Annotated in this window: 16 protein-coding genes; 7 read left to right on the forward strand and 9 right to left on the reverse strand. The window is 63.5% G+C overall.

The features are described from left to right. Positions 1–53: 53 nt before the first annotated feature. The 4 genes from ACNFCJ_RS10835 to ACNFCJ_RS10850 all read right to left on the reverse strand — a co-directional run bounded on the left by ACNFCJ_RS10835 (position 54) and on the right by ACNFCJ_RS10850 (position 3,867). Positions 54–398, reverse strand: coding sequence for a ribonuclease E inhibitor RraB (locus ACNFCJ_RS10835; RefSeq protein ID WP_017679242.1), 345 nt, complete (start codon positions 396–398; stop codon positions 54–56). A 319-nt stretch (positions 399–717) separates the two neighbouring features. Next, on the reverse strand, positions 718–1,479 hold the full coding sequence (locus tag ACNFCJ_RS10840) for an SDR family oxidoreductase (RefSeq protein WP_416771289.1): 762 nt from the start codon (positions 1,477–1,479) through the stop codon (positions 718–720). Next, on the reverse strand, positions 1,479–2,408 hold the full coding sequence (locus ACNFCJ_RS10845; RefSeq protein WP_416771291.1) for an alpha/beta hydrolase: 930 nt from the start codon (positions 2,406–2,408) through the stop codon (positions 1,479–1,481). The genes ACNFCJ_RS10840 and ACNFCJ_RS10845 overlap by 1 nt, the downstream gene beginning before the upstream one ends. Continuing rightward, positions 2,392–3,867 carry a flavin-containing monooxygenase gene (locus ACNFCJ_RS10850; protein WP_416771293.1) on the reverse strand — a complete coding sequence of 492 codons (1,476 nt, stop codon included), beginning with the start codon at positions 3,865–3,867 and terminating at the stop codon, positions 2,392–2,394. Before ACNFCJ_RS10850 ends, ACNFCJ_RS10845 begins: the two co-directional genes overlap by 17 nt. Positions 3,868–3,965: 98 nt before the next feature. Here ACNFCJ_RS10850 and ACNFCJ_RS10855 point away from each other — a divergent pair, with 98 nt between their 5' ends. The 3 genes from ACNFCJ_RS10855 (at position 3,966) to ACNFCJ_RS10865 (ending at position 6,535) form a co-directional block, all read left to right on the forward strand. After that, the gene (locus ACNFCJ_RS10855; protein ID WP_416771295.1) at positions 3,966–4,979 is read left to right on the forward strand and encodes an AraC family transcriptional regulator; all 1,014 of its coding nucleotides are present in this window, start codon (positions 3,966–3,968) and stop codon (positions 4,977–4,979) included. A gap of 176 nt (positions 4,980–5,155) precedes the next feature. Then, positions 5,156–6,034 (forward strand): DNA-3-methyladenine glycosylase family protein, encoded by an 879-nt coding sequence (locus ACNFCJ_RS10860; protein ID WP_416771296.1) that lies wholly within the window; start codon positions 5,156–5,158, stop codon positions 6,032–6,034. 3 nt (positions 6,035–6,037) lie between these two features. Beyond that, entirely contained in the window at positions 6,038–6,535 is a 498-nt protein-coding gene (locus ACNFCJ_RS10865; RefSeq protein WP_416771297.1) for a methylated-DNA--[protein]-cysteine S-methyltransferase, read from the forward strand. 11 nt (positions 6,536–6,546) lie between these two features. Here the strand turns inward: ACNFCJ_RS10865 and ACNFCJ_RS10870 are convergent, their stop codons facing one another. The 4 genes from ACNFCJ_RS10870 to aroC form a co-directional block, all read right to left on the reverse strand. Continuing rightward, positions 6,547–6,738 (reverse strand): PLDc N-terminal domain-containing protein, encoded by a 192-nt coding sequence (locus ACNFCJ_RS10870; protein WP_416771298.1) that lies wholly within the window; start codon positions 6,736–6,738, stop codon positions 6,547–6,549. Positions 6,739–6,799: 61 nt separating this feature from the next. Continuing rightward, positions 6,800–7,339 carry an acireductone dioxygenase gene (locus ACNFCJ_RS10875; RefSeq protein WP_416771299.1) on the reverse strand — a complete coding sequence of 180 codons (540 nt, stop codon included), beginning with the start codon at positions 7,337–7,339 and terminating at the stop codon, positions 6,800–6,802. A gap of 16 nt (positions 7,340–7,355) precedes the next feature. Next, positions 7,356–8,507, reverse strand: coding sequence for an MFS transporter (locus tag ACNFCJ_RS10880; protein WP_416771301.1), 1,152 nt, complete (start codon positions 8,505–8,507; stop codon positions 7,356–7,358). Positions 8,508–8,520: 13 nt separating this feature from the next. After that, positions 8,521–9,612, reverse strand: coding sequence for a chorismate synthase (gene aroC / locus ACNFCJ_RS10885; RefSeq protein WP_416771302.1), 1,092 nt, complete (start codon positions 9,610–9,612; stop codon positions 8,521–8,523). 154 nt (positions 9,613–9,766) lie between these two features. Here aroC and ACNFCJ_RS10890 point away from each other — a divergent pair, with 154 nt between their 5' ends. Further along, positions 9,767–10,729, forward strand: coding sequence for an alpha/beta hydrolase (locus ACNFCJ_RS10890; protein ID WP_416771304.1), 963 nt, complete (start codon positions 9,767–9,769; stop codon positions 10,727–10,729). Between the two features lie 36 nt (positions 10,730–10,765). Then, entirely contained in the window at positions 10,766–11,560 is a 795-nt protein-coding gene (locus ACNFCJ_RS10895) for a hypothetical protein (protein WP_416771306.1), read from the forward strand. Positions 11,561–11,757: 197 nt separating this feature from the next. Here ACNFCJ_RS10895 and uraH read toward each other — a convergent pair whose 3' ends face one another. Next, positions 11,758–12,111 (reverse strand): hydroxyisourate hydrolase, encoded by a 354-nt coding sequence (gene uraH, locus ACNFCJ_RS10900; protein WP_416771307.1) that lies wholly within the window; start codon positions 12,109–12,111, stop codon positions 11,758–11,760. A gap of 402 nt (positions 12,112–12,513) precedes the next feature. Here uraH and puuE point away from each other — a divergent pair, with 402 nt between their 5' ends. Both puuE and uraD read left to right on the forward strand, forming a co-directional pair. Then, positions 12,514–13,455 carry an allantoinase PuuE gene (puuE, locus tag ACNFCJ_RS10905; RefSeq protein ID WP_416771309.1) on the forward strand — a complete coding sequence of 314 codons (942 nt, stop codon included), beginning with the start codon at positions 12,514–12,516 and terminating at the stop codon, positions 13,453–13,455. Then, complete coding sequence (gene uraD / locus ACNFCJ_RS10910) at positions 13,452–13,967, forward strand: 2-oxo-4-hydroxy-4-carboxy-5-ureidoimidazoline decarboxylase (protein WP_416771311.1); 516 nt, start codon at positions 13,452–13,454, stop codon at positions 13,965–13,967. Before puuE ends, uraD begins: the two co-directional genes overlap by 4 nt. The last annotated feature ends 8 nt before the right edge of the window (positions 13,968–13,975 follow it).

The raw sequence follows: 13,975 nt of genomic DNA on the forward strand, positions 1-13,975 counted from the left end.
CGCTGGTTCTGGATGCCCGCCCGCGCGGGCATGACAACTTTTTCAGTGTTTCCCTAACGCATGGCTGACGCTTTCACCTCCTGGGTAACGCCCCAACCATCCATCTTGCCGCCCAGCGGGACGACGATGGACTCCAGGTCATGTTCGAACTCGCCGATACCGGCATGGGTGGCATACATCACTTTGCTGATTTGCAGGTGCCAGATGCCGTCCTCACGGGCGGATATCTGAGCGTTGAGCGACTCGCCGCGAAAGTTTCTGGCCGCCGTTCTGGCCCGTTCTTCGTCGGGAAAGATGGCGTAGAACTCGATCGGGTGAAACTGGGCGAAGTCGAATCCCCCTTCTTTCATCCGACGCAGCACCGATGTGCTGGAGTCTTCGTGGAAGGCTGTGCTCATAAACGACCCCCTCTCAGGCTATGGATGGATTAACCGCTTTCCCAATGCGACCGTCCTACAGACGGTGTCGCGGCCTCTACCGGAAACCTCTGAAAACGCCCTGCGTTTACAGAAGCACCCAAGTGGTGCCGCCCCGAGAATCGAGCTGGTGCTCGATGTGTCTACTGCAAGCGTATCGACGACTGCCCGACAGAACGCCGGGCTGAAAACCGTCACCTCAAGAGTAGCCGCTAAACGCAAGATTGGCGTCGCCCAGAAAGCCTTTGTGACAAAGCCGACGACCGACGGCAATTGGCCAGCCTGAACGCCTTGCCGGAACTCATGAACGACTGAGCCAGGCCATCAATAGCCTGTTGATCCAGCCGGGCGTGATCTGCCCAAGATTGAACAACACACCGAACTGCAACCCCACCGGGCGATGCACGGCGCTGGCGTGAGCCTGCTTCCAAGCCGCTGCGGCGATCTGCTCGGCCTCCAGGCGTACGCCCAGACGCTGCATCACCGCTGGACGCTGCGCCTGGCTGCGCACCATCGGCGTGTCGACGAACGGCGGCATGAGGTCACCGACGCGAATGCCGTGCTCGCGCCACTCCAGCTCCAGCGCCTCGGTCAGTCCGCGTACAGCGAACTTGCTGGCCGAGTAGCTGGCCAGCTGCGGTACGCCGTAGAGTGCCGAGGCCGACCCCATGTTGATCACCTGCGCCCCTGGCGTAGCCTTGAGGTAGGCAAAGGCCGCATGGCAGAGGTTGAGCACGCCGAGCACATTGATCTGAACCAGGCGCGTGTGCTGCTCCAGTTCGATGTCGACAAAGGCGCCGGTACGCAAGACGCCGGCACCATTGAACAGCAGGCGCAACTGGCCGCCACCTTGCGTGCAGAATTCGGCCACAGCTGCCTGTACTGCCGCGGCATCGACCACATCCAGCGGGGCGTGCCATGCACCACCCAGCTCAGCGGCCAATGCGGCCAGCGCCCCTTCATCGACATCGAGCAAACCGACGCGCCAGCCCCGTGCGTGAAACAGCCGCGCTGTGGCGGCGCCAATCCCGGATGCAGCGCCGCTGATGAGCATGTTGTTCATCACACACCCCGCTCACGAAGAAAGGCCACCACACGGTCGATGGCGTAATCCGCAGCGCGCAACATGCCGACATGCGCCTGAAAGACGTGCCACAGCCCCGGATAACGCTCCAGACGCACATCCACTCCGGCCGCCTCGGCGCGCTTGGCCAGGCGCAGACTGTCGTTCAGCAGCAACTCGTCTTCGCCCACCTGGATCAGCGTCGGCGGCAGTTGACTGAGGTCAGCGAACAGCGTCGACAGGCGCGGATCATTGCGCGGCAGGTCGGCCGGGCAATACAGCTGCGCAGCCTGTTCGATCCAGCTGGGGTGGAGCAGCGGATCTCCGGCCGGCGGTTCGTGCATCTGCTCACCGGTGAAGTCGGTGACCGGCGAGAAACACACCAGGGCGGCAGGCGCCGGCAGACCGAGTTCGATGATGCGCAGGCAGCCGACCAGACTCAGGTTGCCGCCGGCCGAGTCGCCGCCAATGGCGATCTGTTCGGGTCTATAACCGGCGTCCAGCAGCGCCTGGTAAGCCGCCACCACGTCTTCGCGCGCTGCGGGATAGGGCTGCTCCGGTGCCAGGCGATAATCCAGCGCACAGACCTCCAGAGCAGCGCGTTTGGCCAGGCTGGCGCAGATGCCCCGGTGCGTGTCCGGCCCACCGATCATGAAGGCGCCACCGTGCAGATAGAGCAGCACGCTGCCACTGCTGGCTGGCGGTCGATGCCATTCACAGCGGCGTCCGGCCAGGGTCGCGACGCTGCGGCTGACTCCACGCGGCGTCAGGGTGATGGCGGTGAGTGCGCGCAATATGCGGCGCTGCGCCGGCACGGGCATCGGTGGCCGCACCAGACCGCGAAAGAACAGACGCAGAAAACCGCGCAACAGGCCGCGCAGCAACATCTGCTCGGCGGCTGGGGCTTTGAAATCAGCGGACGCAGTCATAGTCGGCAAGCTCCGGAGTACGGGTCATGAGGCGATAGGTGAAGGTGAAACCCGGCCAGTTGTTGGTGTTCTTGCCGGTAGCGGTCTTGTACCAGCTGTCACAGCCCTGTTCCCATATCGTTCGATGGGTCGCCTGTTGCAACTCCGCGTTGTAGTGCCGTTGCACCGTCGGGCGCAGATCGAGATAACGCAGCTGCTGCTCGCGCAGCACCTGCAGGCAGCCCAGCACGTAGGCGTACTGGCTTTCGAGCATATACAGAATGGAGTTGTGGCCGAGGTTGGTGTTCGGCCCGTAGAGCAGGAACAGGTTGGGGAAACCGCTGACGCTGATGCCCTTGTAGGCCTCGGCGCCCTCCTTCCAGGCCTGATTGAGCTCCAGCCCGTCGAGGCCGCGAATGCGCATCGGCGCGAGGAAGTCGGTGGCGGTGAAACCGGTGCCGTAGATCAGCACATCGCAGGGATGCTCACGACCATCGGCCGTCACCAGGGAATGCTCGCGCACCTCCCGAATCGCCGCGTCGACGATCTCGACATTGGCCTGCGCCAGCGCCGGGAAGTAGTCGTTGCTGATCAGGATACGTTTACAACCCATGGGGTAGTTCGGCTGCAACCGCTCACGCTTGCCAGCATCGGGCATCTGCCGCTGCATATGACGGGTGAAGCTGTGGCGAAACAGGCGCATCAGCCAGGGAAAACGGATGAAGGCCAGCGCCCGGCCCTCGTGATGCAGGTATTGCAGGAGGCGGTCGGCGCGCTGCCACAACGGCAAACGGCGCTTCAGGGTCATCTCCCAAGTGCGGTAGGGACGATCCGGCTTGGCCAGCACATAGGCAGCCGAGCGTTGGAACAGGCTCAGGCTGGCCACCTTGGGCTGGATCTGTGGCACGAACTGGATCGCCGAAGCGCCGGTGCCGATCACCGCCACGCGCTTGCCGGTCAGATCGACGTCGTGCCGCCAGCGCGCCGAGTGAAAGGCCTCGCCGCGGAAATGTTCCAGCCCGGGCAGTTTCGGGTAAGCCGGCCGATTGAGCTGGCCGCAGGCACTGATCAGCGCCTGCGCCTCGATCACTTCGCCCCCTGCCAGCTCGACACGCCAGATACCGCGCGCGGCATCGAACTCGGCGCCGAGCACTTCGCTGTTCAGGCGGATGTGCGGACGCAGCCGGTATTTCTCCACGCATTGCAGGATGTAGGCGTGGATTTCCGCCTGCGGCGCGAACTTGCGCGACCAGTTGTACTTGGGCTCGAAGGAAAAGGAATACAGGTGCGAAGGCACATCGCAGGCGGCGCCCGGGTAGCTATTGTCGCGCCAGGTACCGCCGACCTCACCAGCCTTCTCGAGCAACAGGAAATCGTCCTCGCCGGCCTTGCGCAACTGCATGACCAAACCCAGACCGGCAAAGCCGCTGCCGATGATCAACACGCGCCAAGGTGCGTTCGTACGGGGATTGTTATTCATTGTGATGACCCGTGTATGACGATGAGCTGATGCTACTTGCCTCGCCCTGCCCGGGTTATGGCATAGTCGGCCAGGATATTGTGATTTTCGGACAATCTATGTCATCTCCCTGGCCTGCACGCCGCAGTATCACCAGCATTCAGCTGCTTACCCAGCTGGGGCTCGATCTGGGTCTGAGCCTGGACAGGTGCCTGCATCAAACAGGGCTCAGCCCGGTGCAGTTGGCCAGCCTGAACGGGGAGATCGAGGCGCAGCGTGAGCTGCAGTTGATTGCCAACCTGATCGAGGCACTACCCGCAGTCGAAGATCTCGGCCTGCAGGCCGGTAGGCGCTACCACCTGACCACCTACGGGGCCTGGGGTTACGCCATTCTCAGCAGCGCCACGGTGCGCCAGGCGGCCGAGCTGGGCCTGCGCTATCACGGCCTGACGTACGCCTTCACCCGCATCAGCCTGATCGTGGAGGATGCCGTCGCCAGCCTGAGTTTCGACGACAGCGCCCTGCCCCCGGCGCTGCATGATTTCATCGTGCAGCGCGACATGGTCGGCGCCCTGGTGGTCGTGCGTGAATTGCTCGGCAGCACGCTGCGGCTGCTGGACGTGGAACTGCGCCAAGCCGCACCGGCCGATACAGCGCCGTTCATCACAGCCTTCGGCCAGGTGCCACGCTTTGGCGCGGCGTACAATCGCATGGGCTTCGCCGCCGAGTTGCTGGACAACCCACTGCCACGGGCCAACCCGCAACTGGTCAGCGCCTGCGAGCAGCAATGCCAGGCATTGCTGGCGCGCCATCAATGGCATCAGGGTGTGGCCGGACGCGTGCGCCAGTTGCTGTTGCAGTCGCCGGGGCAGATCGCCGATATGGAACAGGTCGCAGAGCGCCTGCACCTGAGCAGCCGCACCCTGCGCCGGCGCCTGATCGAAGAAGGAACCAGCTTCCGCGCCCTGCAGGACGAGGTGCGCCAGGCGCTGGCCGAAGAGCTGCTGGCCGCCGGCGGTCTGAGTCTGGAAGAGATTGCCGAACGACTTGGGTATGGCGAGCTGTCGAACTTCATCCACGCCTTCAAGCGCTGGAAAGGCATTACACCGGGGCGTTATCAACGTGGCACCTAAGGGTTTGCGGTGTCCCTGGTGCGCGCGGCGCACCCTACCAAAAGCTCATCCGTCCGAACCTTGGCCCTCCGATACGCGCTTCATGTAGGGTGCGCCATACGCACCGGCCAGGCCTTCAGAGTTTGAAAGTCATCTTCGCGCTGACAAGCCGCAAACGCCGCGCTAGGGTGCCAGCCATGAACATCATCACGCTGCTTCTGCCCTACCAACCGCCCTGGGACTGGCAACAGTTCCATAGCCACTTTGCCTTGCGTGCGATTCCTGGGCTGGAGTCACTGAGCGCGGACAGCTACAGCCGCGGCTTTAGCATGGACGGAACCCCCGGCTGGTTTCGAGTTGCCCCGTTGCCAGGGCAGAACGCGCTGGAACTGCGCTGTCGCCTGGCCTCGCCCGCGCATCTGGATCAACTCGAACAGCGCGTGCGGCGCATGTTCGATCTCGATAGCGAGCCCGAGGCGATTGCCCTGCATCTGAGCGCTGACGAACTGCTCGCGCCGCTGTTACTGCGCAATCCCGGCCTGCGTCTTCCGGTGGCGTTCGATCCGTTCGAACAGGCGGTGCGCGCCATCGTCGGCCAGCAGGTCACGGTCAAGGCGGCGGTCACCATCGTCGGGCGTCTGGTACAGCGTGTCGGCACGTCGATCGAGACGCCGGAAACGCTGGGCATCAGCCATCTGTTCCCGTCGCCGCAGGCGCTTGCCGAGGCCGATCTGACCGGCATCGGCATGCCCGGCAAGCGTGTGCAATGCCTGCAGCACTTCGCCGCGCGCATCGCCGATGGCAGCCTGAAGCTTGATCTGGAAGAAGGCAGCCTGGCACTGATCGAGCGATTGTGCGCCCTGCCTGGCATTGGCCCGTGGACAGCGGAGTACATCGCCCTGCGCGCGTTCGGTGAGGCCGACGCTTTTCCCGCGAGTGACCTGGGGTTGCTCAAGGCGCCAGTGTGGGGAGCGGAAGGTATCGACGCACGGCGCCTCAAGGCTCACGCCGAGGCCTGGCGTCCGTGGCGCGCTTATGCGGCGGCGCATCTTTGGCACAACTATTCGGGAGGCTGAACCATGCATTACCGCCATCACGACAGCCCTGTTGGCCCACTGCTTCTCGCGGCCGATGAAAACGGCCTGCAACTACTCCTGATGGAACTGGACAGCCGCCCCTGGCGTATCGAGGAAGACTGGCAGCCCGCCGGTCGCGAACTGGATGCCGTATGCAGCCAGCTCGATGAGTACTTTACCGGTAAGCGCCGTCAGTTCGAACTGCGTCTTACGCCGAAGGGCACGGCATTCCAGCAATCGGTCTGGCAGGCGCTGCAAGCCATTCCCTATGGCCGCACCTGCAGCTACTCGGAGCTGGCCAATGTCATCGGCAAACCACAGGCAGTACGCGCGGTGGGAACCGCCAATGGCGCCAACCCGATCTCCATCATCGTGCCCTGCCACCGGGTGATCGGCCGTGACGGCAGCCTCACCGGTTACGCCGGCGGGCTGCCGCGCAAGCAGCAATTGCTGGAGTTGGAAGGCGTATTGCAGCCAGCGCAGGCGCAGTTGGCGCTATAAGCCAGCGCCGCTCAGAGCCTGACGTTGCCGCGCGGCCCCATCAGCGCCCAGATGATCAGGCCGATTACCGGCAACAGCACGATCAGCAGAATCCACAGGATCTTGATCCCGGTCTCGGCGCTGCTCTTGATCACGTTGATGATGGCCCAGATATCCAGGGCGAGGATGACCAGGCCAATCAGGCCATTGAAGGTAGAACCCATGACGACACTCCTGTCTGAAAGGTTACCTTCATAGGATAGCTGGCCACCGGCGCGGGTTCCCTTAGTCACCGAGCCTGGCAAATCGGCTGGCGATATCGTCGTCGGTGCGCACAGGTGCGTCCTCGCTGGCGCTCAGGCGTACCACCAGCGCATGCGGTTCCTCCCCTAGGTCGAACCAGTAGCGGGTACCCGCTGGCAGCGACAGCAGGTCGCCCTTCTCGCCCTGCAGCATGTAGACGTGATCGTCGAGGTGCAGGCTAAGCTGGGCGAAGCCACCGAGGAACAACCAGGCACTGGCCGTCGATTGCGACTGCTCATCCAGATGACGCGCACGCAACTCCAGTTTCTGCGGATGGTTGCGCTGCAGGTTGAACAGCTCCTGCTGCACATAGCCTTCCTTGCCCATGAACGCCTGCAGCCACAGACCATAGGCCGCGTCGAACTCGGCCTGCTCACAGCCGGGGCGCAACGCAGCCGGCAGCTCCACCTGGCAATAATCGATGCCTACCGCCGCCAGGGTGCTGGCAATGTCGTCGGCGTGGTTCAGTATCTTGTTCGGCAGTTCCGGGGAGGTGTGCTGGTAGACGGCGAGGCTGCTCATGAAGGGTTCACTCGATTCAGGGCCGCTCGGGCGGCAGACGGGTGGCAATGATGAAGGCGGCTAGCAAGGCTACCAGACTGGCGATGGCGAAGGTCCAGGCCGGGCCCAGGCTCTTCCAGCTGTAACCGGCATACAGCGCGCCCAATGCACCGCCGATGCCGGCCAGGCTGACATACAGCGCCTGGGCCTGGCCCTGCTGGCGATCGGCGAAACTACGCTGTACGAAGTGAATGCAGGCGGCATGGAAAGCACCAAAAGTGGCGGCGTGCATGCACTGCGCCAGCAACAGCACCGGCAGGTACTGGGCCAGGTTGCCCAGCAGCAGCCAGCGCACGGCGGTGATCAGGAAGCTCGCCAGCAACACGGTGCGCAGCGAGTAACGCTGCAGCAGCCGCGCCATGACCAGGAACAGCAGAATCTCCGCCACCACGCCCAACGCCCAGAACAGGCCGATGGCGCCGCGGCTGTAGCCGACGCCCTCCAGGTGCAGGGTGAGGAAGGTATAGTACGGGCCATTGCTCAACTGCATCAACCCAACACTGACGTAGAACGCGAGGATGCCGGGGCGGCGCAACTGGCGCAGAAAACCATCCGACTCCAGCGTGCTCGGACGCAGCACAGGCTGTGCATTGGGCACCCACAAACTGCTGGCGACGATGCCGGCCATGATCACCAGCAGCGCTGCCGGGTAAGCGTCCAGGCTCAGCCATTCGAACAGCAGGCCGAGGCCGACCACGGCGACGATGAAACCGATGCTGCCCCACAGGCGAATCTGGCTGTAACGCGCCGCCTGCTCGCGCAGATGAGCCAGGGTGATGACCTCGAACTGCGGCAGCACCGCGTGCCAGAAAAAGGCGTGAGTGGCCATGATCAACGCCAGCCAGGCGTAGCTTTGACTGAAGAAGATGCCGGCGAAGCAGACCAGAGTGCACAGCGCGCCGAAACGCACGATCAACAGGCGCTGACCGGTGTGGTCACCCAGCCAGCCCCACAGGTTCGGTGCCAGGCAGCGCATCAGCATGGGAATGGCGATCAGCTCGCCGATCCGCGCCGGGGAAAAGCCCAGATGGTCGAAGTACAGCGCCAGGAACGGTGCCGTACCCCCAAGCAGAGCGAAGTAGAAGAAGTAAAAGCCGGACAGCCGCCAGTACGGCAGTGCCCCGCTCATGCCGCCGCCCGGATCACAGCTGCGGCAGCACCGGCGTGGTGACGCGCACGTCGGCATTCTGCCCACGATGGCGCAGCAGATGATCCATCAGCACGATGGCCATCATGGCCTCGGCAATCGGTGTGGCACGAATGCCCACGCAGGGGTCGTGACGGCCCTTGGTGATCACGTCCACCGGGTTGCCATCGACATCAATGGAGCGCCCCGGCGTGGTGATGCTGGAGGTAGGTTTAAGCGCCAGGTGAGCGACGATCGGCTGGCCGCTGGAGATGCCGCCGAGGATGCCGCCAGCGTTGTTGGAGAGGAAACCCTCCGGGGTCAGCTCGTCGCGGTGCTCAGTGCCGCGTTGGGCGACGCAGGCGAAGCCGGCGCCGATCTCCACGCCCTTGACCGCGTTGATGCTCATCAGCGCATGGGCCAGTTCGGCATCGAGGCGGTCGAAGATTGGCTCGCCCAGACCCGGCATCACACCTTCGGCGACCACGGTGATCTTCGCGCCGACCGAATCCTGGTCACGGCGCAGTTGATCCATGTAGGCCTCCAGCTCCGGCACCTTGTCCGGGTCGGGGCTGAAGAAGGCGTTCTCTTCCACCGAATCCCAGGTCTTGAACGGAATTTCGATGGGGCCGAGCTGGCTCATGTAGCCACGGATGACGATGCCCTGGCTGACCAGGAACTTCTTGGCGATGGCACCGGCTGCCACACGCATGGCGGTTTCGCGCGCCGAGCTGCGGCCACCGCCACGGTAATCGCGCAGGCCGTATTTGTGGTAGTAGGTGTAGTCGGCATGGGCTGGGCGGAACAGGTCCTTGATCGCCGAGTAGTCCTTGGACTTCTGGTCAGTGTTGCGGATCAGCAGGCCGATGGAGCAGCCGGTGGTCTTGCCCTCGAACACGCCGGAGAGAATCTCCACCTCGTCGGCTTCCTGACGCTGCGTGGTGTGGCGGCTGGTGCCCGGCTTGCGGCGATCGAGGTCACGCTGCAGGTCTTCCAGAGAAATCTCGACACCCGGCGGGCAACCGTCGACGATGGCGACCAGCGCCGGGCCATGGCTTTCGCCAGCGGTGGTGACGGTGAACAGCTTGCCGTAGGTATTGCCGGACATGGGAAGACACTCCGCGAGATTCAGCATCGGCCTGCCACTGCGCAGGCCCGATTCACAAGGTGGGCGAGTATACCTGCCACCTACTTGCAGTTCACCCCGAACCTTGTCCAACCGAACGCGTCCAATACCAGTCTGCCACTACCCTACCCTCATCATGCTACGAGCCCTGCTCTTGTCCCTCACCCTGATCACCGGCCTGGCCCAGGCCAACACCACCCGACAACTGCCCATCAGCTTCGACACCGACCAGGGCACCCTGTACGGCAGCCTGCTGGTGCCGCAAAGCGACAAACCGGTGCCGGTGGCGCTGCTGATCGCCGGCTCCGGCCCCACCGACCGCGACGGCAACAACCCAGAGGGTGGCCATAACGATGCATTGAAAAAGCTGGCCCAGGTCCTGGCGCGCAATGGCATCGCCAGCCTGCGCTATGACAAACGCGGCGTGGCCGCCAGCCGCGCCGCCACACCGGATGAGAAAGACCTCAGCGTCGAGCGCTACGTCGCCGATGTCGAAGGCTGGGCCAGTCTGCTAAGGGACGATCCGCGTTTTGATCGACTGATTCTTATCGGTCACAGCGAGGGCGCGCTGATCGCCAGCCTGGCCGCACCTGGCAGCCAGGCCAGTGCTCTGGTATCCATCGCCGGCCCCGCCTACCCGATCGGCCAGGTGCTGGACATGCAACTGGCCATGCGCCTGCCACCGCCGTTGCTGGACGAGAGCCGGCACATCCTCGCCAACCTGATCCGCGGCAAGCTGCAGCCCAAGGTGCCCAAGGAACTACAAGCGATCTATCGCCCCAGCGTGCAGCCCTACCTGATCAGCCTGCTGCGCCAGGACCCGGCGGAAAACTTCGCCGCGCTGCAGATACCCGCCTTGATCGTGCAGGGCACCCACGACGCCCAGGTCAGCCCGGACAACGCCGAGGTACTCAAGCAGGCCAAGCCCGATGCCAAGCTGGCGTTGATTCCCAGCATGAACCACGTGATGCGCATCACCCCGGCGCCCTGGAACGAACAGCTAGCGTCCTACGACGATCCGCAGCTACCCTTGGCCCGTGCGCTGGGCGAACGGATCGTGTCCTTTATTCGCTCCAGTGCTGAGGAAAATGGCCGATAACGCATCGAAGGCCACCAAACAGTACACAGGACGCCCATGAGCGAAAACCCAGCCCCGGAGGCGCAAGCCGCCGACGCAGTCGCAGGCGAGACGCCCGCCGCGCCGCATCCCTGGACTGACCTGCCAGCCGAGCAGTTCAGCCTGCTGCGCCTGGCGCCACTGCCGGTCGACCGGGAGACCGGGCCGCGACCGCTACGCTTCGTTCAGCTCGGCCGCGTGGAGCGCCACGCCAAGGACACCAGCCTGCTGCGCCTAACCATCCAGGTGCCAGGCCAACGCCTGCATCGGCAGACCAACCTGCTGGAAGTCTGGGCCGACCATCAGCGCAAGGAGGTTCGCTTCGGCCCGGACAAGGGCCTCAGCGTGGAGCCCGCCAACCGCGGCCTGGGGCGTTTTCTCATGGCCCAAGGCATCGCCTGGGCGCGCAAGCAATACGCGCACTACCAGGTCGAGGGCGGCGCCCTGCCGACCAAGGACAACTTCAACGAAGCGGCCCGCGCCCGGCGTGACCACGCGCTGAAAGCGCAGGGTTTCACCATCGAGTACAGCGACCCGTTGCAGCTCAAGCCGTTCTACAGCGCGCCACGGGTCAGCTCTCTGCACGGCGACTGGCATGCCGAGAAGGTGCAGATCATCGAGTTACTGGATGCTGCCGCGATGCTGCAGCAGGCCGACCAGACGCTGCAGGAGCAGGACGTCAAACTGCGCAAACTGGAAGATCGGCTCGAACGCCTAAAGCGCGAGGACAGCGGCCTGCGCTTCACCATCACCTGCCTGGTGGCGTTCAGCCTGTTTCAGGCCGGCCTGCTGATCTGGATCGCCACACGCTAGTGGCCCTTGGCGCACCCTACGCCGCCCATCACGCCGTTCTTAATAGGCGCCCCATCGATGGGCCGTGTGATGGCTAACCCAGCAACAGCCCCCCGAAATACAGGCGAAAAAAGCCCGCAGTGTGAGCGGGCGTAAGGACTCAAACGAGTCTGAGGGTGACAAGCATTCGTCTGGCAGGCAGCAGGCCTGCCAGTCACTCAGCTACCGCGGTAGGTGGAGTAGCTGTAAGGGGAAATCAGCAGCGGCACGTGGTAATGCTCCTGGCCGGCATCGATGCCGAAACGCAGGACGACCACGTCGAGGAAGGCCGTATCAGGCAGTTTCACGCCACGGGCGCGGTAGTAGTCGCCGGCGTGGAAGTGCAGCTGGTAGACGCCCGTGCGGTAGTCATCACCCTGCAAAACCGGCACATCGCAACGGCCGTCGTGGTTGGTGGTAACGCTGTTGATCAGCTCCAGCTGCGCGCCTTCGACGCGATACAGCTCGACCTTGATGTCACTCCCCGGGCAGCCGTGTGCGGCATCCAGTACATGTGTAGTCAAACGTCCCATGGGTCTCGGATGCCCGCGGCGCCTGGCGCCCTACGAACACCACACCTCCTCTACTCTGTTGAAATCGGCTCGTCGCAATGCTCCGACGCAATCGCAGGATAGCATGCAGGTCGAATATAAAACACTTTACGCATAAATTGTACACAATAGTTCCAATGCAGGCGCTGTCGGCGCACCAAACAGGCTCATCGCCCACATCGACGCACACCAGCAACTACGCCATCGGCCGCATGAATTACTGACCAGTGCGGCAATTTTCCAGGCGAGACGCACACTGAATAAAATGATGAAAAGTCGATTTACAAATGGCAACTAACTTTGTATACAATTAGTCATCCCGGTCGCGTAGCCGTCGATTTCCCGGCACGCAGTGACCGCAACGCTCCAGATAGGAAGACTGCAGTGAACGCTGATTACCCACGCGATTTGATCGGCTACGGCGCCAACCCGCCTCACCCGCACTGGCCAGGTGAGGCCCGTATTGCCCTGTCCTTCGTGCTCAATTACGAAGAGGGCGGCGAGCGCAACATTCTTCACGGGGACAAGGAATCCGAGGCCTTCCTCTCCGAGATGGTCGCCGCTCAGCCGCTGCAGGGCCAGCGCAACCTGTGCATGGAGTCGCTCTACGAGTACGGCAGCCGCACCGGTGTCTGGCGCCTGCTCAACCTGTTCAAGCAACACGACATTCCACTGACCATCTTCGCCGTGGCCATGGCCGCCCAGCGTCACCCGGACGTGATTCGCGAAATGGTCGCTGCCGGGCATGAGATCTGCAGCCACGGCTATCGCTGGATCGACTACCAGAACATGGACGAAGCCACCGAGCGCGAGCACATGCTCGAGGCCATTCGCATCCTCACCGAGCTGAGCGGCGAACGTCCGCTGGGCTGGTACACCGGTCGCCTGGGGCCGAATACCCGACGCCTCGTGCGCGAGGAAGGTGGTTTCCTCTATGACTCCGACACCTACGACGACGACCTGCCCTACTGGGACCCGGCCAGCACCGCAGAGAGGCCGCACCTGGTAATCCCTTACACCCTCGACACCAACGACATGCGCTTCACCCAGGTGCAAGGCTTCAACAAGGGCGACGACTTCTTCGAATACCTCAAGGATGCCTTCGACGTGCTCTACGCCGAAGGCGAAGCCGGTGCGCCGAAGATGCTGTCGATCGGCATGCATTGCCGCCTGCTCGGTCGCCCGGCCCGCTTGGCCTCGCTGGCACGCTTCATCGAGTACGTGAAGCGCCACGACAAGGTCTGGTGCGCCCGCCGCGTCGACATCGCCAAGCACTGGCATGCCACTCACCCCTTCCGCGCGACCGAACAAGAGAGCCGCCCATGAGCCGTTTCCAGACCCTGACCCCTTCCAAGCTGAGCCGCGACGAGTTCATCAAAGCCTTCGCCGACATCTACGAGCACTCGCCCTGGGTCGCCGAGAAAGCCTACGACCTCGGTCTGGACCAAAGCGTGGACGATATCGACGGGCTGCAGCAACGCATGGCCGACATCTTGCTATCGGCCAGTCATGAAGCGCAGCTGGCCCTGATCAACGCCCACCCGGACCTGGCCGGAAAGGCTGCCGTGCGCGGCGAGCTGACTGCCTCCAGCACAGCCGAACAATCCGGCGCCGGTATTCATAAATGCACCGCCGAGGAATTCGCACGTTTCACCGAGCTCAACGACACCTACAAGGCGAAGTTCGGCTTCCCGTTCATCAAGGCCGTCAAAGGCAGCAACCGCCACCAGATCCTGGCGGCCTTCGAGGAGCGCATTCACAACACGCCAGAGCAGGAATTCGCCACCGCCCTGGCCGAGATCAACAAGATCGCCCTCTTCCGCCTGCAGCAGCTGTAAGCGCTGCA

Source organism: Pseudomonas sp. NY15364, assembly GCF_048068235.1.
Taxonomy (GTDB): Bacteria; Pseudomonadota; Gammaproteobacteria; order Pseudomonadales; family Pseudomonadaceae; genus Aquipseudomonas; species Aquipseudomonas mendocina_D.

Bases quoted from the DNA above. Each gene is read 5' to 3' on its own strand.
- ACNFCJ_RS10875 (WP_416771299.1), bottom strand. From the start codon at position 7,339: ATGAGCAGCCTCGCCGTCTACCAGCACACCTCCCCGGAACTGCCGAAC.
- ACNFCJ_RS10855 (WP_416771295.1), top strand. From the start codon at position 3,966: ATGTCATCTCCCTGGCCTGCACGCCGCAGTATCACCAGCATTCAGCTG.
- uraH (WP_416771307.1), bottom strand. From the start codon at position 12,111: ATGGGACGTTTGACTACACATGTACTGGATGCCGCACACGGCTGCCCG.
- ACNFCJ_RS10840 (WP_416771289.1), bottom strand. From the start codon at position 1,479: ATGAACAACATGCTCATCAGCGGCGCTGCATCCGGGATTGGCGCCGCC.
- ACNFCJ_RS10865 (WP_416771297.1), top strand. From the start codon at position 6,038: ATGCATTACCGCCATCACGACAGCCCTGTTGGCCCACTGCTTCTCGCG.
- ACNFCJ_RS10890 (WP_416771304.1), top strand. From the start codon at position 9,767: ATGCTACGAGCCCTGCTCTTGTCCCTCACCCTGATCACCGGCCTGGCC.
- ACNFCJ_RS10835 (WP_017679242.1), bottom strand. From the start codon at position 398: ATGAGCACAGCCTTCCACGAAGACTCCAGCACATCGGTGCTGCGTCGG.
- aroC (WP_416771302.1), bottom strand. From the start codon at position 9,612: ATGTCCGGCAATACCTACGGCAAGCTGTTCACCGTCACCACCGCTGGC.
- ACNFCJ_RS10860 (WP_416771296.1), top strand. From the start codon at position 5,156: ATGAACATCATCACGCTGCTTCTGCCCTACCAACCGCCCTGGGACTGG.
- ACNFCJ_RS10850 (WP_416771293.1), bottom strand. From the start codon at position 3,867: ATGAATAACAATCCCCGTACGAACGCACCTTGGCGCGTGTTGATCATC.
- ACNFCJ_RS10880 (WP_416771301.1), bottom strand. From the start codon at position 8,507: ATGAGCGGGGCACTGCCGTACTGGCGGCTGTCCGGCTTTTACTTCTTC.
- ACNFCJ_RS10870 (WP_416771298.1), bottom strand. From the start codon at position 6,738: ATGGGTTCTACCTTCAATGGCCTGATTGGCCTGGTCATCCTCGCCCTG.
- uraD (WP_416771311.1), top strand. From the start codon at position 13,452: ATGAGCCGTTTCCAGACCCTGACCCCTTCCAAGCTGAGCCGCGACGAG.
- ACNFCJ_RS10845 (WP_416771291.1), bottom strand. From the start codon at position 2,408: ATGACTGCGTCCGCTGATTTCAAAGCCCCAGCCGCCGAGCAGATGTTG.
- ACNFCJ_RS10895 (WP_416771306.1), top strand. From the start codon at position 10,766: ATGAGCGAAAACCCAGCCCCGGAGGCGCAAGCCGCCGACGCAGTCGCA.